The organism is Afifella sp. IM 167 (assembly GCF_020144925.1).
In the GTDB taxonomy this organism is placed as follows: Bacteria; Pseudomonadota; Alphaproteobacteria; order Rhizobiales; family Afifellaceae; genus Afifella.
The window spans coordinates 56,277-78,629 of the sequence record NZ_NSLC01000007.1; the positions used below are offsets into that span (position 1 = coordinate 56,277).

The 22,353-nt window shown below is 66.6% G+C and carries 22 protein-coding genes; 9 read left to right on the forward strand and 13 right to left on the reverse strand.

Going from position 1 to position 22,353, the window contains the following annotated elements; translation table 11 throughout:
- Window positions 1–32: 32 nt before the first annotated feature.
- The 13 genes from CLD20_RS13735 to CLD20_RS13795 form a co-directional block, all read right to left on the reverse strand.
- Window positions 33–860 carry an ABC transporter permease gene (locus CLD20_RS13735; RefSeq protein WP_224407224.1) on the reverse strand — a complete coding sequence of 276 codons (828 nt, stop codon included), beginning with the start codon at window positions 858–860 and terminating at the stop codon, window positions 33–35.
- A complete protein-coding gene (locus CLD20_RS13740) occupies window positions 857–1,465 on the reverse strand; it encodes a nitrous oxide reductase accessory protein NosL (protein WP_224407225.1) in 609 nt (202 codons plus the stop codon). The genes CLD20_RS13735 and CLD20_RS13740 overlap by 4 nt, the downstream gene beginning before the upstream one ends.
- Entirely contained in the window at window positions 1,462–2,370 is a 909-nt protein-coding gene (locus tag CLD20_RS13745) for an ABC transporter ATP-binding protein (RefSeq protein WP_224407226.1), read from the reverse strand. Before CLD20_RS13745 ends, CLD20_RS13740 begins: the two co-directional genes overlap by 4 nt.
- The gene (locus CLD20_RS13750) at window positions 2,367–3,347 is read right to left on the reverse strand and encodes a NapH/MauN family ferredoxin-type protein (RefSeq protein WP_224407227.1); all 981 of its coding nucleotides are present in this window, start codon (window positions 3,345–3,347) and stop codon (window positions 2,367–2,369) included. The genes CLD20_RS13745 and CLD20_RS13750 overlap by 4 nt, the downstream gene beginning before the upstream one ends.
- A complete protein-coding gene (locus CLD20_RS13755; RefSeq protein ID WP_224407228.1) occupies window positions 3,344–4,258 on the reverse strand; it encodes a 4Fe-4S dicluster domain-containing protein in 915 nt (304 codons plus the stop codon). The genes CLD20_RS13750 and CLD20_RS13755 overlap by 4 nt, the downstream gene beginning before the upstream one ends.
- Entirely contained in the window at window positions 4,255–5,628 is a 1,374-nt protein-coding gene (nosD, locus tag CLD20_RS13760; protein ID WP_224407229.1) for a nitrous oxide reductase family maturation protein NosD, read from the reverse strand. The genes CLD20_RS13755 and nosD overlap by 4 nt, the downstream gene beginning before the upstream one ends.
- 16 nt (window positions 5,629–5,644) lie before the next feature.
- Window positions 5,645–6,967 carry a hypothetical protein gene (locus CLD20_RS13765; protein ID WP_224407230.1) on the reverse strand — a complete coding sequence of 441 codons (1,323 nt, stop codon included), beginning with the start codon at window positions 6,965–6,967 and terminating at the stop codon, window positions 5,645–5,647.
- Window positions 6,968–7,035: 68 nt separating this feature from the next.
- On the reverse strand, window positions 7,036–7,746 hold the full coding sequence (locus CLD20_RS13770) for a c-type cytochrome (RefSeq protein WP_224407231.1): 711 nt from the start codon (window positions 7,744–7,746) through the stop codon (window positions 7,036–7,038).
- A gap of 29 nt (window positions 7,747–7,775) precedes the next feature.
- Complete coding sequence (locus tag CLD20_RS13775; RefSeq protein ID WP_224407232.1) at window positions 7,776–8,537, reverse strand: c-type cytochrome; 762 nt, start codon at window positions 8,535–8,537, stop codon at window positions 7,776–7,778.
- Window positions 8,538–8,608: 71 nt separating this feature from the next.
- A complete protein-coding gene (gene nosZ / locus CLD20_RS13780) occupies window positions 8,609–10,846 on the reverse strand; it encodes a Sec-dependent nitrous-oxide reductase (RefSeq protein ID WP_224407233.1) in 2,238 nt (745 codons plus the stop codon).
- A gap of 425 nt (window positions 10,847–11,271) precedes the next feature.
- Complete coding sequence (locus tag CLD20_RS13785; protein WP_224407234.1) at window positions 11,272–11,826, reverse strand: DM9 repeat-containing protein; 555 nt, start codon at window positions 11,824–11,826, stop codon at window positions 11,272–11,274.
- 44 nt (window positions 11,827–11,870) lie between these two features.
- Entirely contained in the window at window positions 11,871–12,521 is a 651-nt protein-coding gene (locus CLD20_RS13790) for an SCO family protein (RefSeq protein ID WP_224407235.1), read from the reverse strand.
- A gap of 168 nt (window positions 12,522–12,689) precedes the next feature.
- Window positions 12,690–13,397, reverse strand: coding sequence for a Crp/Fnr family transcriptional regulator (locus tag CLD20_RS13795; protein ID WP_224407236.1), 708 nt, complete (start codon window positions 13,395–13,397; stop codon window positions 12,690–12,692).
- Window positions 13,398–13,661: 264 nt separating this feature from the next.
- Here CLD20_RS13795 and CLD20_RS13800 point away from each other — a divergent pair, with 264 nt between their 5' ends.
- The 9 genes from CLD20_RS13800 (at window position 13,662) to CLD20_RS13840 (ending at window position 22,330) form a co-directional block, all read left to right on the forward strand.
- On the forward strand, window positions 13,662–14,711 hold the full coding sequence (locus tag CLD20_RS13800; RefSeq protein ID WP_370636897.1) for an ABC transporter substrate-binding protein: 1,050 nt from the start codon (window positions 13,662–13,664) through the stop codon (window positions 14,709–14,711).
- Between the two features lie 8 nt (window positions 14,712–14,719).
- Window positions 14,720–15,976 carry an ABC transporter permease gene (locus CLD20_RS13805; protein WP_224407238.1) on the forward strand — a complete coding sequence of 419 codons (1,257 nt, stop codon included), beginning with the start codon at window positions 14,720–14,722 and terminating at the stop codon, window positions 15,974–15,976.
- Window positions 15,973–16,791 carry an ABC transporter permease gene (locus CLD20_RS13810; RefSeq protein WP_224407239.1) on the forward strand — a complete coding sequence of 273 codons (819 nt, stop codon included), beginning with the start codon at window positions 15,973–15,975 and terminating at the stop codon, window positions 16,789–16,791. The genes CLD20_RS13805 and CLD20_RS13810 overlap by 4 nt, the downstream gene beginning before the upstream one ends.
- 9 nt (window positions 16,792–16,800) lie before the next feature.
- On the forward strand, window positions 16,801–17,706 hold the full coding sequence (locus tag CLD20_RS13815) for a LysR family transcriptional regulator (RefSeq protein WP_224407240.1): 906 nt from the start codon (window positions 16,801–16,803) through the stop codon (window positions 17,704–17,706).
- 99 nt (window positions 17,707–17,805) lie between these two features.
- Window positions 17,806–18,603 carry a putative hydro-lyase gene (locus CLD20_RS13820; protein ID WP_370636899.1) on the forward strand — a complete coding sequence of 266 codons (798 nt, stop codon included), beginning with the start codon at window positions 17,806–17,808 and terminating at the stop codon, window positions 18,601–18,603.
- Between the two features lie 59 nt (window positions 18,604–18,662).
- Window positions 18,663–19,727, forward strand: coding sequence for a TRAP transporter substrate-binding protein (locus CLD20_RS13825; RefSeq protein ID WP_224407241.1), 1,065 nt, complete (start codon window positions 18,663–18,665; stop codon window positions 19,725–19,727).
- Between the two features lie 19 nt (window positions 19,728–19,746).
- Entirely contained in the window at window positions 19,747–20,322 is a 576-nt protein-coding gene (locus CLD20_RS13830) for a TRAP transporter small permease (RefSeq protein WP_224407242.1), read from the forward strand.
- Window positions 20,319–21,599, forward strand: coding sequence for a TRAP transporter large permease (locus tag CLD20_RS13835; RefSeq protein ID WP_224407243.1), 1,281 nt, complete (start codon window positions 20,319–20,321; stop codon window positions 21,597–21,599). The genes CLD20_RS13830 and CLD20_RS13835 overlap by 4 nt, the downstream gene beginning before the upstream one ends.
- A 32-nt stretch (window positions 21,600–21,631) precedes the next feature.
- Complete coding sequence (locus CLD20_RS13840) at window positions 21,632–22,330, forward strand: DUF2848 domain-containing protein (RefSeq protein WP_224407244.1); 699 nt, start codon at window positions 21,632–21,634, stop codon at window positions 22,328–22,330.
- The last annotated feature ends 23 nt before the right edge of the window (window positions 22,331–22,353 follow it).

The following is a 22,353-nucleotide window of genomic DNA, read 5'->3' on the forward strand; positions in this document are numbered from 1 at the left end:
TTTTGGCAACGGCCGATACGATGCGCCCTCCTCTAGGGCAGGTCGTTGCGGCGAAAGAGCAGGAAGCCGAGGGCGCCGCAGGCGGCCCCGACCAGGACCGGATAGAGCGCCGCAAAGACCATGTAGCCGGCGTGGCCGAAGGCATCGAGGATGACATAGGCCGAGGGGCCGAGAAGGATGAGCTGCGGGTCGAAGAGCATCATCGCCGCCGTGCGGAAGGATTGCAGCGGATTGGCGAGCGCGATGGCGATGACGATCTCCGGCGGCACATGCGTGCGGATGATGAGGCCGAGCAGGATGAGATCGAGAAACATCAGCATGACCAGCCAGAGGAGAAAGGCGATGCCCTGGCTGATGTCGATGGAGCGCGCCACGCTGGAGATCAGAAAGCCGATGCCGAGGAAGCACACGCACATCGAGAGAAGCAGACCGGTATAATAGAGGAAGTGCAGCCAGGGCACGTCGAGCCCGCGCACCATCCCCCACAGGACGGCGCCCGCCATCGCCGCGAAGACCGGCAGGAAGACGACGGCGAAACGGCCGACGAACTTGCCCCAGTACCAGCCGGCCAGCGAGACCGGCAGGGAGAGCATGTACTCGAAGACGCCGGCCTCGCGGTCGCCGGAGAGCGAGCGCACGGTGGAAAGCAGGATGAAGATCGGCAGGATCGCCATGGAAAGCTGGATGAAGGTGACCAGCATGCGCGAGAGGCCGGTGACGCCCATCACCCGCGATTCCGTCAGGCCGAAGAGCATCAGCCCGATGACGAGGCCGCCGAAGACGATGGTGTAGACGACAAACCAGCGCGCCCGGAGCGATTCCATGGCGTCGAGCCGCGCGGTCAGCCAGAGGGCTTTCATTTGGCGGGGCTCCCCGCGGCGAGGCTCTGCGGGGCGGCGGAGGCGAGCTTCTCGGCCTCGCCGAGCCGGCGGGCAAGGCGCGAGGGCGAACAGATCTGCGCGGTATCGCGCTCCAGCACGGCCTTCTTCATGGCGGCAAAATCGACCGCGCCCTCATGCGGGGCGGCGACAGCGCCGAAGCCGTAATCCATCGGGGTGACGAGGCCGGAAATATAGACGGCCTCTTTCGCCTTCAGCCAGGTGCCCGGATTTTCGTAGTCGCCAACCCAGATCTCCGTCTTTGCCTCACTTGCCCATTCCTGCCTGCCGAGCCACTGCATGGCGCAGCCGATATCGTCGAACTTGTGGGCGGCGTGGCGCGGGCCGCCGCGGATGGAGGCCGGGAAATGCCGATCGGAGATCATCATGCGGCAATGCTCGCAGGTATCGCGGTCGAAGCGGATATCGGCGGGACCGGTCTCCTCGCTGCAGGCCGAGAGCATGCCGCCGGAGGCCATGAGAAAGGCGAAGCTGGCGCTTTGGCAAAGGAAGGCGCGACGATTCGGGTGGCGGCTCATGCTCGGGCTCATGGGGCGGGTCGGGGCCTTGTTCAGGGGGGCGCTCATGCCGGCTCCTCCTCCAGGATGCGTTCGTCTTCGATGTGCACGGCAGCGAGAAGCCCGGCATAGCGCGAGAGCATGCCGAGGAAGCGCAGGCGGTCCTGACCGGCGACGCGGCCGCGCCATTCCAGCCCGTCGCGGCTCTCAAAGCCCCATTCGGCGATGGCGGCGCGAAAGGCTTCCTGCGGCCGGCTGACGAGGATGCGGCAGGCCTGCAGGGGCGCGCCCTCCATCATTTCCGACACGGTGTCGTCGAGGACGACCTTGCCGCGATCCATCTCGATGACGCGGTTGACCAGCGAGGCGACCTCTTCCAGGCGATGGCTGGAGATCAGCATCGCCGTCCGGGGCCGCTCGGCGAGAAGCCGGAAGAGCGTCTGGCGCGCCGGCGGATCGAGGTTGGCGGTCGGCTCGTCGAGGATGAGAAGATCGCATTCGCGCCCCAGCGCAATGCCGATCAGAAGCTTCTGCTTCTGGCCGCCCGAAAGCTTGTTGAAGGGTTTCTTCAGCGCCTCGTCGAGCGACAGGCCCATATCGGCAGCAACGGAGGTCATGCGCTCGACCTTCACGCCGACGAGGTTCGCGGCGTAGCGCAGGAGTTCGGCGACCGGCATCTTCAGGGGCGGCGGAAGCTGCGGCACGAAGCCGACGCGGCGCAGCACGTCCACCCGGTCGCGGCGCGGATCGGCGCCCTCCAGCCGCACGGTTCCCCCGTGCCGGTATTCGCCGAGGATGCAGCGGATCAGCGTCGTCTTGCCGGCGCCGTTGGAGCCGACGAGGGCGACGCGATCCTGACGCCAGATATCGAGATCGAGCGCGTCGAGGACCCGCTGGCTGCGGAAGCTCTTCTCGACGCCGCGGCAGGCGACGACGGGCAAGACGGCCGTATCGGGGGAGAGGGCGAGGTTCACAGCAGCTTGTCCAGTCCCTTGACCTTGTAGGTGAGCGCGCCCACCGGGCAGACGTCGACGCACATGCCGCAGCGCGTGCAGTCGGCCCCGATGGCGACCCTGGTATCGGGCGCGTAGCCCTTCTTGGTGATCTCCAGGACGTGCGGAACCATGCAGACGCGCCGGCACTCGCCCTCGTGCAGGCATTTGGCGAGGTCGTACTCGACATGGGTGGGCGAGGTCGATCCGACCATGCCGTAGGTGAGGCCGATCGGGCAGATATAGCGGCACCAGAAGCGCCTCGAATAGAAGATCTCGATGGTCAGGAGCACGCCGACCCAGACGAGGCCGAGCCAGGTGCCGTAGACGAGGAAGCGGCTGAGGATGCCGACCGGCGAGATCGTCTCGAAGACGGTGTAGCCGGTGGCGAAGGCGAGCACGATGAAGACAACGTAGATGACGACCCGCAGGCGCCGGTCGAAAGTGTGGTCCTTCGCCCAGCCGCGCGCGGCGAGCTTCAGATGCAGCCATTCAGCCGCCTCGGCGAGGAGGTGGTAGGGGCAGACCCAGGAGCAGAAGGCGCGCCCGCCGACCAGCCACCAGACGATGAGCACCGTCGCCGAGCCGATGGCGAGATTAATCAGGAGCTCCTTGTAGGCGAGCATCACCTGCAGGGCGGCGTTGAGATCGGCCATGTGGAAGCCGACGAAGCGTGAGGCGGTCAGCGCGCCTTCCACCAGCTGCACGTCGTAATGGTAGGAGACGACGAAGATGAGGTTGATGACGATGATGGAGATCCAGCGGCGGTAGTGCCACTTGTAGCTCCCCTTGTACTCGCCCTCGAATTCCTCGTGGATGGCGGCGATGCGCAGGCGCTTCTGCTCGGGCGTGCGCTTGAAGGCGTGCAGCTCGCGCGCCGCCTCCGTCATCTGTTCGGGCGCCGGCTTGTAGGGCTTGCCGCCGAGCATCAGGCGCCAGGATTCCACGAAGCGGTTCATACCGGGTGCCCTTCCTCGTTGGGCTCGACGACGATGCTCGCCGGAGCGGTGGGGCAGATCATCTCGCACATGCCGCAGCCGACGCAGGCATCGAGCACCTTCGGCGTGCGCCGCGCATCGTCCGGATCGTCGCTCATCGGGGCCATCTCGATGGCGCCCTGGATCGGGCATTCGCGCACGCAAAGGTCGCAAAGCTCCAGATCGTAGGGATGGTCGGCGATCGGGATAGGGTTCCAGCGGTCGACCTCGACATAGCGGTGGATGCCGCCAAAGCCGGCGCCGCGGGCAAGGCCGACAAACCCCCTGCCCTTGCGCGCCAGGCAGGTGGAGGGGTTCGCCAGCACCGCCTTGCCCATCTTCACCTCTTCCTTGGTGTTGAGGAGGTGGGTGAGCGCGCCGGTCGGACAGGCAAGGACGCACTGGACGGCGTCGCAGGAGAAGTCGCAGGCCTGGGCGCGCGCCTCGATATGCGGCACGCCGTTGCCGAAGCCGTCGAGAAAATCGCCGAGCTCGATCGCCTCCACCGGGCAGACCTGCACGCACTGGCCGCATTTGATGCAAGCGGCGAGGAAGTCCTCCTCCGCCAGCGCGCCCGGCGGGCGCAGACGCGGCTCATGCGCCATCACCACCGGAATGCCGCCGGCGAGCGCAAGACCGGTAACGCCGATGCCGGCGACGATCGTGCGCAGGAATTCGCGCCGGTTGTCGAGTTCCTGCTTGTGCGACAGCGGCCGTTTCTTCGCCGCGGCGGGCTTTTCCTTCGCCGCCCTTGCGGCTCTGGGGGGCGCCGCCGCCGGTGCGTCGGGCGCCGTATCGGGCGCAGCGGCGGCCGGCCCATCCGGCGCCGTCTGTGGCGCATCGGCTGCGGGTTTTTCTGTTTCCGGGAGCGGGGTTTTTTTGTCGTCGTTCACTGTGTCGATCTCCCAATGCCCGGATCGTTCAGGCCGAACGGATCGATCGTCGTGGTGCCGGCCTCTCCCTCGGAAGGACCCTCCTCCCGCGGCGCGGCCGTCGGGGTGAAATCGGCGTGCATCTGCGGGCTCTCGTCGCGCAGCATGAGAAGCGGCTGGCTGAAGGGCGCGAGGCGCTCCAGGAAGTCGACGAGGCTCATCAGCGGCGTGCCCAGGAAGAAGGCGGCGGGCGGCACGTCCATCCACAGGCGGTCGGCATAGACCTTGGGCTCGTAGGCCGTGTCGCCGCGCCCGTCGCGGTCGCGGTCGAAGCCGGCATAATCGTCCCAGTAATTGCCCTGCCAGACATTGTCGGCGGCGCCGGCGTATTCGGCGACGGAGACCTGGCGGATGTTGTCGCGGAAGCGGTTCTCCTTGAAGACATTGCCGTGCCAGTCGTTGAGGAAGAGGACGCCGATGCGGCTGTAGGCGATGGTGTTGTCCCAGACGCGGTTGGTCGTGTCCGGCTGGAAGGGCGAGACGTCGAGATAGAGGCCGGTGCCGCAATAGAGGATCTGGTTGCCGGAGATCTCCGTGTTGCTCGATTCCTTCATGCCGACGCCCATGCCGGCGGGTCCATGGGCGTGGAAGATGAAGTTGTTCCGGATGACCACGTCGTCGGAATACATGAGGAAGATGCCGACCGAATTGTTGCGGAAGGAATTGTCCTCGATGAGGTTGTACTTGGCGTACATGAAGTGGATGCCGTAGCGCCCGTTCTCCACGGAGTTGCGCGCCAGGATGTTGTTGCCGGAATACCAGACGACGAGGTCGCGCGAATTGCGCACCGTATTGTCTGTGATCCGGTTGTCGAAGGAGTACCAGAGGCGGATCGCGTCGCCCCTGAGGCCGAGCGAATGGTCCTTGGAGGTGATGCTGTTGCGCTTGACGATGTTGTTGCTCGACTGCTGCAGGTCGATGCCGAAGAGCGAGTCCTCGATGACGTTGTCGCGCACGGTGTTGTAGCGGCTCTCCAGGACGCGGATGCCGGAATCGATGTCGTTGTAGGATTCGCCCGAGCCGGTCAGCGTCAGGCCGGTGACGGTCGCCCCGTCCGTGTCGATGGTGAGGACCGTGCCCTTGCCGCCCCCGTCGATGATCGCCTTGCCGCCGCCATCCAGAGTCAGCGGGCGCGAGATGACCGCCGGGCCGCGGTAACGGCCCGGCTGAAGCTTCACGATCGTCCCCTCCTCGGCGGCATCGAGGATGGCCTGGAGCGAGGGCAGATCCGGCCCCGCCGCGCCGGAAGCCGCCGCGCCCGGCACCTGGTCGGCGGCGAGGAAGGCCGCCGACCAGAGAAGCGCCAGAGCGAGGAGAAGGGACCGCAACATCGCGACTGGCCTTTCCTCAGGCCGCCGCCTGCCGCGTCTCGCGCAGCGATTTGCGGCGCAGGAGGGCGGCGAGCGCGATGAGCACCGAGGCGGCGCACATCAGGGCGAAGCCGTAATGCGGGAAGGAATAGGTGGAGAACTGGGCCACCTTGCCCTGCCCGAACACGGTCGGCATGAACGGCTTCAGCGTGAAGGCGCCCATGTCGTTGAGGCTGTGCCCGTACCACCACAGCCAGCCCGAATACTCGATCAGGAAGAAGACGGGCAGGAGCGCGGGGATGGCCGGCAGCAGCCAGTAGAGCGGCTGGTCGGCACGCCTTGCGGCGAAGAGCATGACCAGCATGCCGGCAATCAGCGCCCAGAAGAGGCCGGTGCCGAAGAGCGTCATGTTGCGCACGAGCGGGCGGATCTCATCGGGGTTGTTGAACCAGCGTCCGAGCGCCTTGCTGTAGTGCCAGGCAAGGGTCTGGGCGCCGCTCGCCTTCCATTCGGAGCGCTCGGCGACCGGCAGGCGGGCCTGATCGGCCTCATAGGCCTCCTTCAGGATGCTGATGCTCGCCGCCGATCCCTTGGCGCCGCTGGCCTCGGCTTCGGCGAGGATCTCCTTCAGCGATTTCGCCTCGGCGGTGCGCTGGCCGGAGCCGGTGCGCAGCCGGCTCAGCGCGTCGGCGAGGCCCTGCTCGCCCGCCCGGCTGACCCTGTCGCGGACCTGTTCGGAGCTCATGCTCGACTGGCCGCTCTCCTCCAGCGAACGCTGCAGCTGGGCGATGATCGGGCTCAGCTCCTCGCCGGCCTCCTCATGGCCTTCGCCGAGCGAGGTGACGAGCGCGGAGAGATAGCCGGGGCTCTGCCAGGCAAGGCCGCCGGCGGTGTAGTAGGTCATCGCCATCCACACGGCGATCGCGCCGAAGCCGAGCGCCATGACGGCCAGCCGGATCTTGCGGTTGAAGATCATGAAGCCGACGACGAGCACTAACAGGAAGGAGATCAGGAAGGGCGAGAAGGCCCGCTCCACGACACCGCCCGAGGCAATCGGGTACATGCCGACGAAATGGTTGATGGCATCCATCTCGTGGGTGCAGTCGAGGGCTTCCTTCTCGTAGACCTCGGCCTTGGTGTGCAGGCTGCAGCCATTGAAGGTGCCGTTGAAATGGAAGTGGATGCGCACGCCGTCCGGGAAGGATTCGGCCGGATAGTTCGGCGCCTTCAGCGCCACCCACCAGACCGGCGAGAAAAAGCTTGCCGCGATCAGGACGAGGGCGACGGCAAGAAGCCCCCGGATGATCCAGTTGCGCGCCCTGCCCGTGGGCGGGCCTGCGGCTGTCTTGGTATCACTCATGGAATTGGCTCACATTGCGCGGCCAAAGCGGGGCCGCGCCCCCTTTTCGGGGAGCGCGGCGGACCGCCTCAGTCGAAGTCCGGGTTAAGCCAGTCGGCAGAAGGCGCGAGCATTTCCTGCGGCGGCTTCTGGCGGGCGACGTAGTTGAGGACGTGCTCCACATCCTCGTTGGAGAAGCCCTGGATCTGCTCGACCATGTCCGGGTTGGCGTTGCGGCGCTTGCCGTCGCGGATCCACTCGAACTGCCGCACAAGATACTTGAAGTGCTGGCCCTGGATGCGCGGGTAGTATTTCTCGGCGCTGCCTTCGCCGTTCTCGCCATGGCAGCGCACGCAATTGTCGACGTAGAGCTGCTTGCCGTGATCGTATTCGGCGCTCCCCTCCTCCCAGGGGCCGAGGCCCGGCTCCGGGTTCATGGGAAGCTGGGCGATGTACTCGGCGACATCGGCGATCGACTGCGGCCCACCGATCTCGGAGGGCAGCGCGAAGGGATACATCGTCGGGTTGTCACGGTTGAGCGCTCGGATGTCGGCGAGCTGCTTGATCAGCACGGAACGATGCTGGCCGGCGAGCTGCGGAAAGGTGCCGTCGTCCTGGCCCCAGCCTTCCGGCAGGTGGCAGGCTGAGCAGACTTCGTAGACGTCGCGGCCGTTCTCGACGTTCGGCGCGAGATGCTCGGCCTCGTCCTGCTCGCCTACCTTTTCGTTCCAGGCGCTTGCGGGGAGCGCGGTGAGGCCGAGGCCGACCGCGGCGAGTGCGAGAATTTTGAAGAGTTTCATGGCCCGCTCCTGTTTGGCCGGTGGTTGGGTCAGCCCTTGCGGTCGACCTGGGAGAGGTAGTCGGCGATGAGCTCGATATCCTCGTCCGAAAGTCGTTTGGCGAAGGGCAGCATGGTGCGTGACTTGCCGTTGGTGCGCGCGCCGTCGCGGATGTCGTGCATCTGGGCGACGAGGTAGGCGCGCTTCTGGCCGGCGATGAAGGGATAGCCGCGCAGCGGCTTCTTGCCTTCGACGCCGTGGCATGTGCGGCAGCCGGTCTTGTCGTAGAGGCGCTTGCCGTCGGCGATGCGCTCGGCGGGGACCGGGGGGTCGGCGAGCTTGAGATCGGCCGGAGGAAGGCCCGCGAGCCATTCGGCGACGGCGGCGATCTCTTCCTTGGAAAGACGGGATTCGCCCTCCGGCGTCACCAGCGAGCCCTGCATGCCGACGGCGCGCGGATTACCCGTGGCGTCGGGGCTGCCGAGGCGCTTGCCGGAGATGATGTCGGTGATCTGGTCCTTGATGTAGGTCTCTTCCTGGCCGGCCACGTTCGGATAATCGAGGATGGCGCCGGCGCCGTCCTTGCCGTGACAGGCAAGGCAGGTCTTGCGCTGGAAGACGCGCTTGCCGGGATGGGAAGCCGGCTTGGCGGGCGGACTTGCGGCATCCGCCTGGGCGAGCTGCCAGCCGCCGGAAGGCGTGGCCGGGTCCGCCGCCCGGGCCGAGCCGGGTCCGACCGCCACGGCAGCCGCCGAGATGGCGAGCATGGCCGCCGCGAGCAGCAAGGGCCGGTGTTGAGATTTGGATCGCATGGGAATGGGTTCCTGGCGTCTGGAGGAGAGGCCGGGGACGGGCGAGGCCGCCCCCGGACCATGTCAGAGCGCTATTGCTTCTGCTCGTCGGCAGGCCGCGGCGAGATCGGAGGCTGCTCGCTGATCTCGACCGCCCCGTTCTGCTCCAGATAGGTCTTGGCTCTGAGGCCGATATCGGCCGCCTTGACCTGGTACTGGAACCACTGCTGGGCCCACAGGGTGGCGTTCTGCCAGTCTTCCTTGGAGGCGTAGTCCTCGGACTTCTTCTTGGCGTCGGCCGCGAAGTTGAGCTGGTCCGTGGCGTCTTCCACCAGAGCGACGACCGGCGGGAAGTCCTTGTAGTTCCGGCCGGTGATGTAGGCGACGACGCCGTCGATCACGTCCTGCGTGTCGTTATTGGCGCCGACCTGCTTGGTGTAGTCCTCCTGGGCATAGGTGGTGCCCTCCTGGAGAGCCGCGTTCTCGGACTTGTAGCCCTTCGGCTGCACGAGGAGGTAACCCTGCATCTCCAGATGGAGCGCGGAGCAGAACTCGGTGCAGTAGTAGGGATAGACGCCCGGGCGGTCCGCCTTGAAGGTCGCGGAGACCGTCTTGCCCGGCTCAACCGAGAGGTTGACGTTGTAGTAATGCAGGGCAAAGCCGTGCGTCTCGTCCTCGGCGCGTTCCAGGTTGGTGAGATGGAAGGAGACCGTCTCGCCCTCCTCGACCTCGACGATTTCCGGGGTGATGTGCGAGCGGATCAGGCTGCCGTACACATGCACGGTGCCGTCCCTGCGCTCGATCTTCTCCCGGCCCGGCCTGGTGCGGAACTCCGACTTCTCGTTGGCCCGGCTGTTCCAGCCGAGGTCGTAACGGATGTGCGGCTGCAGCTTGTCGGCCGCGATCGCCACGGCGTAGTGCGGCTCGCCGAGCGGAACCGGCATGTCGTAGAGCAGGTCCATCTTGTCGCCGGCGATGTCGATCAGCTGGTGGTTCTGCGGATGCAGAGGGCCAACCGGATTGAAGCGGTCGATGGCGAGCTTGTTGAGGGAGACGAGATACTTGCCCTTCGGATGGACGCTGTCGCCTTCCATCGTCATCAGGTGGCCGACGTTGTAGTGGATCGACACCTTGTCGAGCACCTTGCCCTCGCAATAGTCCCATTTGACGATCTGGGAATCGACGTAGAGCGAGGTGTAGGCGACGCAGTCGGTGCTATCGAACTGCGTGTGGAGCGGGCCGAGGCCAGCTTCCAGCTGCGTGTGCAGCACCTTCTGCAGCTCGAGGATCGGCACGCCGTAGGGATCGGTCCCGGCGAAGTCCTTCGCCTCGATCAGCTTCATGATCTTCTCGAAGCTGTAGACCGAGATGTGGGAATCGAGCTTGCCGGCGATGACGATCTTGGTGCCGTCCGGGGTGACGTCGACGCCATGCGGCGACTTCGGCTCCGGGATCAGGAAGAGGATGCCCTCGTCCACCGCCGTCTTGATGCTGAGGACGTCGTGGCCGTTGATCTTCTCGGCCTTGCCCTCGGCGACGAGCTCGGCGGCCCGCTTCCAGTTGATGACATGCAGGAAGTCGGTGTCCTTCTGCGAGCAGCCCGCCTCGAACGGCGGACGACCGCTCTCGATGCCGCCGATATAGCGTTCGGAGCAGAACGAGTTGGTGAAGGACCAGCCGTCGGACGGACCCTTGCCCGCATCGGACAGGTCCTGGCTGTAGGGGGGCAGCTCGACGGAGAAGGACTTCGACGGATCGAGGCGTCCCGCCTCGCGATCGAACTTCCAGTAGGTGACCGCGCCACGATACTTGTCGTTGAATTCGCTGAGCGGCACGAACTCGTTGGTCAGCGGCGCCGGGTACTGCGCAGCCTCGATGACATATTCGGTATTGGGGGTGACGAAGGCGCCGCCATGCTCCGACTTCATGATCGGGCTGACGACGATCTGCTTGGTCTCGAAGTCGGTCAGGTCGACGACCGCCAGACGCGGATTCGCCTTGTCGTTGATGAAGACATACTGGCCGTCATAGTCGCCATCGGTCTCGGAGATCGCTGGATGGTGGGTATCACCGAAGGTGATGTCCTTGCCGTTGACCCTGCCCTGCGCGAGCACGGCCTTGGATTCGTCGTCGAAGCCGTAGCCCTGCCAGGGCTCGGGCGTGAAGACGGCGACGTATTTGAGGATGCGCATCGAGGGGATGCCGTAGACGATCAGCTGGCCGCTCTGGCCGCCTGACGAGAAGGCGATGAACTCGTCGCGTCCGCCGGTGGGGGTGTAGGTCTTGGCAGCCGCGAGAATGTCCTTCTGGGTCAGCCCGCGTGCTTCCATTACCGATTGGAGGGTGTCCTGCGCGTGCGCGCCGGCAGCCGCCAGACCCAGGGCAGCCGCTACGGTGCAGCCCAGGGCTCTAATACTTAAGTCGTGCATGGTCTTGCCCCGCTTTATTGTTTGGGCACTGGATATGGGGCGCTTCGAACACCTTGAGAGAGGTTGAATCTGACGCTCCAGCTTTCGAAAGCAGGGGTGCTATGTCCCTGTACTTTCAGAAGAATGTCATAGGTACTTTCCCGCGATATCGCCTTGATGCCGGTCAAGTCGGCGCAAGCCTCCGCCATATCGCTGCCGCATTTCTGCCATGCGTCTGCCGCATGCGGCCGACCGCGCGGGCCTGCGGCAAATCATCCAGGGGCAAGGCCCCGGACGGCCGTTTCGTCCGACAAGAAGGAAGATGCGCGCGGCGTCGAGGCGGGCGCTCAGTCGCCGAAGACGAGAACCTCGAACGCGTCGTTCTGCAGCTCGTCGCCCTTCCAGCCGATATGGCAGACATCGCCCTCGGGGGTGTCCTCGATCACGCCCGGATGGACGCCGCCCTGGTAGGACGCGCGGCACAGAAAGCGCTTCGGGCCATGGCCGCCATCGATGCGGAAGGCGCCTTCGGGAACCTTGCCGGGGGCGGCGGCAACCCATTTTGCGCCGGCCGGGACATCGCCCGCCATCGGGCCGGCGAGCGATTCGAAGGTGCTGTAGGGACGCTCCATGCCGAAGGTGCCGATGAGGCAGGCATGGCCGTCCGGCCCTTCCCGCTTGCCGCTCTCCGTGTCGCGCATATGGACGACGCGGCAGACGTAAAGGGGCGTGCCGTCGGCGAGGTTTCCGCCGATCACCGGATCCTTCGGAAGCCCCGAATTGGTGACGTCGACCCAGCGCAGGCCGACATCGGTATCGCGCGAGGCCTTCGAGGCGAAGGCCCCCTGCGCCAGGGCGGGCGGCGCGAGGGCGGCGGCAAGAAATGCAACTCCTGCGAGCATTCCGCCGCTGCGGCCCAGGCTATCCAGTATGGCTGATACGGCACTCACGATCCGCTCCCGCCCATGTAGCTTTCGAGATCGCTGGCCATCTCCTCCGGCGCAGTGCCGTAGGCCCAGCGCTTCAGATAGCGCCCGTCCGGTCCCATCAGGACGGCGGAGGCGGTGTGGTCGACCTCGTAGTCGCCGTCCTCGTCCGGGACCGTCAGGCGAAAGCGCACATGGTAGGATTTCGCCGCCGCGCGCAGCTCCGCGTCGGTGCCGGTCATCGCCACGGTCTGCGGGTGAAAGGCGGTGATGTAGTCCTTGAGGTGCCGCAGCGTATCGCGCTTCGGATCGACACTAATGAAGAGGATGCGCACATGGGCGGCGCGCTCGGCGCCGATCATGTCGAGGGCCTGGGTGAACTCCATCAGGCTGGTCGGGCAGACGTCCGGGCAATGGGTGTAGCCGAAATAGACGATCTGGAAGCTGCCGAGGAAATCCTCCTCGGTGACGTGGCGGCCGTCCTGGTCGGTGAGGCTGAAGGGCCGGATGTCGCCGGAGCCCGCCATATCCTCGCCGGAGACGATTCGGGCGCCTGCGACGGCGCCCTGGGCAAGGAACGCAAGGCCCGTGAAGGCGACAAGGCAGAGCGCGATGGCGAGCGCTCGCCGGCGCAAACGCCGCTTGCCTGCCATCGCCGGATGTCTCGACATGCCCAACTCCGTATCGCGGCGGAGGCGCCAAAAGGCGCCCCGCCCTTTTGTCTGACGAAGGCGTGGTAGCCCCGATCGCGGTGCGGCGAATTGACGGATATCAATCGCTTACAGCGAGTGTTTTCCGCGGGCGCGCCCGCCCTCGGCGAGGCTTCCCGGTCCCCTCGCCTATTCGGCCTGTCCGAGGCGCAGAGCGCGGTCGCCTTCCACATAGGCGCGGAGCAGGTCGACCCGGGCAATGGCGGCGTGATCCTGGCTGATCGTGACGCCGGCCTCGCGCAACCGAGCGAAGGCGCGCGACAGGCTCTCCGGCTGCATGCCGAGGCGGCCGGCGATCAGCGTCTTCTCATAGGGCAGAGTGACGACGCAGGCCCCCTCCCCGGCGGGACAGAGCTCCAGCAGGAACTCGGCCACGCGCTGCGGTCCGGTCTGGGCCTTGAGCTGCTCGATCTGGGCGACCAGCGTATGGAGGTGCCGATAGGTCGCCGCCAGCATGGCGCGGCCGAGCTCGGGATGCTCGTCCACCATCCGCGCGAGGAGGCCCGCGCGCACCGCCAGCAGCCGGCAGTCGGTCACCGCCTCGCCCGAGACGGGATAGGGCTCACCCTGGAAGGCCGGGGCCTCGCCGAAGCTGCCGCCACGGGTGAAGACGGCGACCACCGCCTCCGCGCCGCTTCGGGTGACGCGGAAGAGCTTCACCCAGCCGGCAAGGACGATGTGGATGTGCTCGGCCGGCTCGCCCTCGGTGAAGAGGCTCGCGCCGCGCTCGCAGCTGCGCACGGAAGACCGCTCCAGGATCGCCTCGGCGACCTCCCGCGGCGCCGCTGAAAGGAGCAGCGAACCGAGGGCGGTCTCAAGATCGGCGGATGTCAGCATCTTCCATTCCCCGGGCAGCCGCTCGCAGTGCGTGCGAGGTGAAACATAGCCGAAAGCGGATGCGGCCTGAACCGCAGCGCGTGCCGTCGGCAAGGTCCGTGAACGGCGGGCGGCGCGGGCGCGACAGCTTACCGCCACGCACAGGTTGCAGGGCCCGAAGATCCCGCATCAAACCCATTGCGCAGACGATGGCTCTCGGCGACCATCGCCGCCGCGGGGGCAAAAAAGCGCTCCGCAGCATCATACTATTGGTGAGTGGAGGGGATGATGAGGCAGCGCACGAAGCTCCTTGCAGCGCTCAGCGCTTTGTTCTTGGCCGGAACCGGCATCGCGTCGGCCGAGCAGGTTGCCGTGACCTCGTGGGGCGGCGCCTATCAGGACGCCCAGCGCAAGGTCTATTTCGAGCCTTTCGAGAAGGCGACCGGCGTCGACCTCGTCGAGGAGAGCTGGGACGGCGGCATCGGCGTCCTGCGCGCACAGGTCGAGGGCGGCAATGCCACCTGGGACGTCGTGCAGGTGGAATCGGAAGAGCTGCAGCTCGGCTGCGACGAGGGTCTCTTCGAGGAGCTCGACTGGGACAAGATCGGCGGCAAGGACAGCTACATCGATGCGGCCGTGAGCCCCTGCGGCGTGGGCGCGATCGTCTACAATTTCGTTCTCGGCTACGACAAGGACAAGATCTCTGAGGCGCCCAGCGGCTGGGCCGATTTCTTCGACCTTGAAAAAATCCCGGGCAAACGCGCCCTCCGGAACGGGCCGAAGACCAACCTGGAAATCGCGCTGATGGCCGACGGGGTGGAGCCCGGCGAAGTCTACGACGTGCTTTCCACCGACGAAGGCATCGAGCGGGCCTTCAAGAAGCTCGATACGATCAAGTCGGATCTCGTCTTCTGGGAAGCGGGCGCGCAGCCGCCCCAGCTTCTGGCCTCCGGCGAGGTGGCACTCACCTCCGTCTACAACGGGCGCATCGACGCGGCCAACAAGAGCGACGGGCGCAACTTCGGCATCGTCTGGAACGAAAGCCTCTTCACCCTCGATTCCTGGGTGATCCTGGCCGGCTCGAAGGATCTCGACGCGGCCTACAAGTTCCTGAACTTCGTCGGCGAGGCGGAAAACCAGGCGAAGCTGCCGGTCGCCATCGCCTACGGCGTCACCAACAAGAAGGCCAATCCGATGATCCCGGCCGACCGTCTTGCCGACCTGCCGACGGCGGACGAGAACATGAAGAACGCCCTGCAGATCTCCGACACCTTCTGGATCGAGAACATCGACAAGCTGACGGAGCGCTGGGGGCGCTGGGCCGCGACCAACTAGGGTCTTCCATGACCCCAACCCTTGTGGAGGGACCGCGCGGCGCGCGGTCCCTGAAGCGCAGCCTCGCCCGCGCGGAGCGCCGCAAGAAACTGCGCGCCTTCGCCCTCGTCCTGCCGCTCATCGTCTTCATCCTCCTCTTCTTCGTGGCGCCGATCGCCGGCATGCTGGAGCGCAGCTTCGTCGACACGGATCTGATGGAGGCCTGGCCGGAGACGGCCGCGGCCGTGAAGGCATTCGACTGGGCAAAGAGCGAGGGCGTGCCGGACGAAAGCGTCTTTGCCGCGCTCGGGCCGGAGCTTGTCAGCTCCTACGAGGCAAAGAGCGTCGCCGGCGTCGCCCGGCGGCTCAACTACGACCTTTCCGGCGCCCGCTCGCTCGTCATGACGACGGCGCGAAAGCTCTCGCGGCTCGATGGCGCGCCGGCTTCCTGGCGCGCGGCGATCCTCGAGATCGAGCCGGGCTGGGGCAAGCCGGACACCTGGGCGGCGATCCGAGGCGCTTCGGGCCCCTTCACCGGATTCTTCCTGCTGCAAACCATCGACCGGCAGCGCGACGCCCACGACAACATCGTGCCCGTCTCGCCCGATCGGGCCATCTATCTCACCATCTACGGGCGCACCTTCGTCATCGCCCTGACGGTGACGCTCCTGTGCCTCGCCATCGGCTTTCCGATCGCCTTCCTGCTTTCCGGCCTGCCGGAGAACAAGGCGAACATCCTGATGATCCTGGTGCTCCTGCCGTTCTGGACGCCGCTTCTGGTGCGCACCGCAGCCTGGGTCGTCGTTCTGCAGGAACACGGGCTGGTCAACCAGATCCTGCAGCTTCTCCACCTGACCGACGGGCCGGTTCGCCTCGTCTACAACCGCGCCGGCGTCATCATCGCCATGACGCATGTGCTGCTGCCCTTCATGATCCTGCCGCTCTATGCGGTGATGCGCACGGTGCCGCCGGAATACATGCGCGCGGCGCGCTCGCTCGGCGCCCCGCCCTTCACCGCCTTCCGCCGGGTCTACATCCCGCAGATCATGCCGGGCATCGCCGCCGGCTCGATCCTCGTCTTCATCATCGCCGTCGGCTACTACATCACCCCGGCGCTCGTCGGCGGAGCGGCCGACCAGATGGTCTCCTACTACATCGCGTTCTACACCACCGACACGGTGAACTGGGGCCTGGCGGCGGCGCTCGGCGCGGGTCTGCTGGCGGCGACGCTCGTCCTCTATACGATCTATACGCGCCTCGTCGGCGGCATCCGGGGGGTGATGTGAGCGGCGCCGTCACCACCACCGAAAAGGCCTGGCGGGTCGTCCTCTACGTCGTGTCGATCGCCGGCTTCGTCTTCCTGGTGGCGCCTATCCTTGCGATCGTCCCCCTCTCCTTCAACGGCGGCCAGTTCCTCACCTATCCGCTGCGCGGCCTTTCGCTCAGGTGGTACGAGGATTTCTTCTTCTCCGGCACCTGGATGTTCTCCATCCGCAACAGCCTGATCATCGGCGTGGCGGCGGCCTTCCTCGCCTCCTTCCTCGGGGCGCTGGCGGCGATCGGGCTGTGGCTCGCCGAGTTTCCGGGCAAACGCTTCATCGGAGCCTTCCTGCTCGCGCCGATGATCGTGCCGATCGTCATCTATTCCGTCGGCCTCTATTTCTATTTCGCGCCCTGGAATCTGACCGCGAGCTTTGCCGGCCTCATCCTCGCCCATGCCGTGCTAGGCACGCCCTTCGTGGTGATCACCGTCAGCGCCACGCTCTCCGGCTTCGACCGCACGCTGATCCGCGCCGGGCTCGGCCTCGGCGCCTCGCCCATCCGGGTGGCCCGGTCCATCGTCTTTCCGCTGATCGCGCCGGGCGTCATCTTCGGCGGCCTCTTCGCCTTTTCCGTCTCGCTGGAGGAAGTCATCACCGTTCTCCTCATCGGTGGGCCGAACCAGCGCACCCTGCCGCGCGAAATGTTCTCCGGCATCCGGGAAAACATCTCGCCCACCATCGCGGCGGCGGCGACGATCATGATCGCGCTGGCGATCCTGCTCCTCGTCTCCGCCGAACTCCTGCGCCGCCGCTCCATGCGGCTGCAGGCCAAGCGCTAGGGCGCCGCGATGTTCGACCTCAAGGATGTGGAAATCGTGCGCCTGATCGTGCGGCACGGCGGCTTCCGCGCCGCGGCCGCACAGATCCGCCAGTCGCAATCGGCCGTCTCGGCGCGGGTCGCGGCGCTCGAAGAACGGCTCGGCGTCGAACTCTTCGACCGGCGCAAGCGGCGCGGCGGCCTAACGCCCGCCGGCCGCACCTTCCTCGACCAGACGGCGGGACTCCTGGAGATGCGCGAGCGCATCCTCGGCAGCCTGTCGCAGGAGACGGGCTTTGCCGGCACGATCCGCATCGGGGTCGCCGAAACCATCGTCCATACCTGGCTGCCGCGCATGATGACGCTGATCCGCGAGCGCTATCCGGGCCTGCGGATCGAGCTTGCCGTCGATACCTCGCCGACCCTGGCGGCCAAGCTCCTGGAGGACGAGCTCGACGTCGCCGTGATGATGGAGCCGCTGGTGCCGGCGCGCGCCACCGGCCACTTCATCTACGGCACGGCGATCGACTGGTTCGCTTCCACCAGCATGCCGCTCGCCGACCAGCAACTCTCGGTGGAGGAGCTCGCCGGCTTTCCCATCATCACCTTTCCCAAAGGCACGATCCCCTACCGCGAGGTGGAGGCTGTCTTCGCCGACGCGCATCTGCGCGCGGCGCCGCTGCTGCACGGCTGCGCCTCGCTCTCGGCGGCGATCCATCTGGTGCAGACCAGCTTCGGCATCGGCGTCCTGCCAGTGAAGATGGTGGAGGCGGAGATGCGGGCCGGCCGGATCCGGCGGCTCGAAACGGCCGAGGCGGCAAAGCCCCGACCGCTGCGCTTCGTCTTCACCCATATGGATACGCTCGATCCCCTTTTGGCAGAGGGACTTAGAGCCGCGGCCGAACATGCCGTGCAAGCCACCGACGATCTCATATAGAGATCAAAACGATCAAAATTTGATCGGTTGACGGCTTCAATCAGGGAGTCGATCATTTTCCTGCCGAGATCATGCGCAGGCCCTGAAGTTGCACAATAAATGACCGCGAGCCCGACCCGTCCCGTTCCGATGATGCCGCGCGAACTGCGCGCCCGTATCCGGGCCGGCACGTTCAAGGGCCAGACGAGCGGTCAGGCGCCGGGATATCTGCAGGGCAACCTCGCCATCCTGCCGGCCGCCCTCGCCGGCGATTTCCTCCGGTTCTGCGTTCTCAATCCGAAGCCCTGCCCGCTCCTGGCCGTCGGCGAGGCCGGCGAGCCGATGCTGCCGCGGCTCGGCGAGGACATCGACATCCGCACAGACGTTTCGCGCTACCGCGTCTTCGAGAAGGGCGAGCTCAAGGCGAAGCCGGAAGACCTTCGCGACATCTGGCGCGATGATCTCGTCACCTTCGTCATCGGCTGCTCGTTCTCGTTCGAGGACGCGCTGGTGCGGGCCGGCATCCGCGTGCCGCACATCTCGGCCGGCACCAACGTGCCGATGTACGTCACCAATATCGAGACCGCCGCGGCGGGCCCCTTCGGCGGGCCGACGGTCGTCTCCATGCGGGCCTTCCGGCCGGCGGAGGCGATCCGCGCCATGGTGCTTTCCGATCGCCAGCCTCTGGCGCATGGGGCGCCGCTGCATTTCGGCGATCCGCAGGCGATCGGCATCGCCGATCTCGCCGCGCCCGATTTCGGCGATCCGCCCGACCTTGCCGAAGGGGAAGTGCCGGTCTTCTGGGCCTGCGGGGTGACGCCACAGATGGCGATCCGCGGCGCGCGCCCGGACATCGCCATCACCCATGAGCCCGGCCACATGCTGGTCACCGACCTTCTGGCGGAGAGGGGTTCGTGAGCCGCCACCAGAACCCGGGCCAAGACCCGAGCCGAAACCACAACGAACGGAGCCGAGACATGAAAGCCATCCTCGCAAGTCTGACGATCTCGACCGCGCTCGCCAGCCTGGCGCTCCCCGCCATGGCGCAGGACAAGCTGCCGGAGACGACGCTCTCCGTCGTCGGCAGCTGGAGCAGCCTGCCGCTCTACCAGAAATACGAACAGCCCTTCTGGACCGAGACGCTGCCGGAAGATTCCGGCGGTGCCATTACCGTGGAAATGACCACCTTCGACCAGATGGGCATCAAGGGCGCCGACGTCTATCGCCTGCTCGGCGACGGCGTCTTCGACGTCGGCATGACGGTGGCCGACTACACGGTCGGCGACGCGCCGGAGCTGGAAGGCCTCGATGTGCCGCTGATCGCCACGGATGCCGCCAAGGCGCGCGAGATCGTCGAGGCGGCGCGCCCGATGGTAGCCGACATCATGCACGACCGCTTCAATTCGCACCTTCTGGCCATCGCCCCCTACCCGCCGCAGGTCGTCTTCTGCAACGGCGCGGTGAACGGGCTTGCCGACCTCAAGGGCAAGAAGATCCGCGCCTCCGGCCGCATGACCGCGATCTTCCTCGAAGAGCTCGGCGCCGAGGGCATCACCATGTCCTTCTCCGAGGTGCCGGGCGCGCTGGAGCGCGGCGTCATCGACTGCGCCGTGACGGGCGCCGGCTCCGGCTACAGCGCCGGCTGGTGGGAATCCTCCACCCATCTCCTCACCCTGCCGCTCGGCGGCTGGGATCCGGTCGTGACCGCCATGAACCTCGACAAGTGGGAAAGCCTCTCGCCCGAGACGCAGTCCTTCCTGAAGGAGGAAATCTCCACGAAGTTCGAAGAGCCCGCATGGGAGCAGGCGGCCGACGCGCTCGATCGCGACATCGCCTGCCTGACGGGCTCGGGCGAATGCGAGGCCGGCAAGTCGGCCTCCATGACGCTGGTGGAGCCGACCGAAGACGACCAGAAGCTCGCCAAGCAGGTGCTCGTCGACAAGGTCCTGCCGGACTGGGCCTCGCGCGCCGGCGCGGATTGGGCCAAGCGCTGGAACGAGAGCGTCGGCAAGGCCGCCGGCATCACCGTCTCGGCGAAATAGCCGGCAAGGCGGCGCGCTCGTGACGCCGACCGTACCCGCAACGCCGCTTCCCGTCCGGATCGCCGGGGCGCTCGGCCAGGTCAACCGGATGATCGCGATCGTGGCAGGCATCGCCCTGCTGCTGACGGTCGCGCTCATCCTCCTGGAGATCGTGCTGCGGCAGACTTCGGTCGGCAGCATCGGCGGATCGGACGAGATCTCCGGCTACGTCATGGCCGGCGTCGCCACATGGGGCTTCGCCTTTGCCCTCTCGGAACGGGCGCATGTGCGCATCGACCTCATCCAGGCGCGGCTCCCCAAGGCGGGGGCCGCCATCTTCGACATCTTCGCGCTCGCCGGCATCTCGGCGATCGCCGCCCTCGTCTCCTTCTACGCCTGGGACGTGCTCGCCAAAACGCTGGCGCGCGATTCCCACGCCAATACGCCGCTCGCCACCCCACTGTGGATCCCGCAATCGATCTGGTTCGCGGGCTGGGTGTGGCTGGCGATCGTCTCCGTGCTGCTCCTCGCCTGCGTCCTCGCGCTCGCCGTGAAGCGCGACTGGACGGGGATCGACGAGATCGCCGGCAGCAGCACCGAAAGCGCCGGCACATGATCTGGTCCGTCGGCATCGGCCTTCTCGGCCTTCTGGCGCTGTCGCTGCCGGTCGGCGTCGTGCTCTTCCTCCTCGGGATCGGCATCGACACCTTCTATTCGGCCTTTCCGCTGATCCGCGGCCTCGGCCAGGTCGTCTATTCCTCCTCCGACAGCTTCCTGCTCATCGCCATTCCCTTCTTCGTCCTTCTCGGAGAGATCCTGGTGCGGGCCGGCATCGCCAAGCGCACCTATGCGGCGCTCGACGCCTGGTTCTCCTGGCTGCCGGGCGGGCTCATCCATGCCAATATCGGCACAGCGACCCTGTTTTCCGCCACTTCCGGCTCCTCCGTCGCCACGGCTGCCACGGTCGCTACCGTCGCGATGCCGCAGGCCGACCGCCTCGGCTACGATCCGAAGCTCTTTGCCGGCTCGATCGCGGCGGGCGGCACGCTCGGCATCCTGATCCCGCCCTCCATCAACCTCATCGTCTACGGCTTCCTGACGGAAACCTCCGTGCCGCGGCTCTTCCTCGCCGGCCTCGTGCCGGGCGTCCTGATGGCAATCGGCTTCATGGCCGTCACCGCCCTCATCTGCAAGGTGCGGCCGGGCCTCGGCGGCCAGTCGCGCTCCTTCACCTGGGGCGAGCGGATGGCGGGCCTGCCGCATCTCATCCCGATCGCGCTCCTCTTCGGCGTTATCGTCGGCTCGATCTATCGCGGCTGGGCGACGCCGACGGAGGCGGCCGCGGTCGGCGTCGCCATGGCCTTCGTCATCGCCGCCTTCCACCGCGCGGTCACGCCCTCCATGGTCGTGGAGGCGCTGCTCGGCACGATCCGCACCACGGCGATGATCATGTTCGTCATCGTCGGCGCGTATTTCCTCAACTACACGCTGGCGGCGGCCGGCCTCGGCCGCCAGCTGACGGAGCTTCTGGAAAACCTCGGGCTCGGCGCCTATGGCACGCTTCTCGTCGTCATCCTCCTCTACATCGTCCTCGGCTTCTTCATCGAGACGTTGTCGCTGATGATCGCGACGATCCCGATCGTCGTGCCGATCATCGCCGATCTCGGCTTCGACAAGGTCTGGTTCGGCGTCCTGATGATCGTCCTCATCGAGATGGCGCTGATCACGCCGCCCGTGGGCCTCAACCTCTATGTGGTGCAGGGCGCGCGCTCGAAGGGATCGCTCAGCGAGGTGATGCTCGGCGTCATCCCCTATGTCCTGACGATGCTCGCCATGGTCGTCGCGCTCGTCCTTGTGCCCGACATCGCCCTCTTCCTCGCAAACGGGCTTTGAGGGCCCCTTTTTTCCAGCCGAACGGATCCGACTTGACCACCGACCTCACATTCCGTCTCCCGGGCGAGGGCCATGTGCGCCTTTGCCTGCAGAACGCCGTCGTCGCCGGCTGGACTGGCCGCGACCGGGCCGCGGTCGACCACCATATCGCCGAGCTGCAGGCGATCGGCGTGCCGCCGCCTTCCACCGTGCCCCTCTTCTACCGCGTCAGCGCCGCCCTCTTCACCGCCGATCCGGCAATCGAGCTCGTCGGCGAGACGTCTTCCGGCGAAGTCGAGCCGGTGCTCTTCGACGATGGCCAGGCGCTCTATCTCGCGCTCGGCTCCGACCATACCGACCGCAAGCTGGAGACGCATTCCGTGGCGCTGTCCAAGCAGATCTGCGCCAAGCCCGTCTCAGGCGATGCCTGGGCCTTTGCGGAGGTCGCCGGCCATCTCGACCGGATCGGGCTGCAATCCTTCATCCGCGAGGAAGCCGGCGCCGATTGGGTGCCCTACCAGGACGGGACGCTCGCACAGCTCCGCCCGCTCGCCGAGCTCGCCGCGGCCTCTCCCTTCGCCGCCGGCCCCGGGCGGCTTGCGGCCGGCACGGCGCTCATGTGCGGCACGCTCGGCGTCCTTTCCGGCGGCGTGCGCCCCGCCCGGCATTTCGCCATGCGCATGCACGATCCGGTCCTTGGCCGCACGATCGAGCACGCGTACGAAAGCCGTTTCCTGCCCGTCATTGCCTGAGGGATTCGCTTGCCAGACATTTC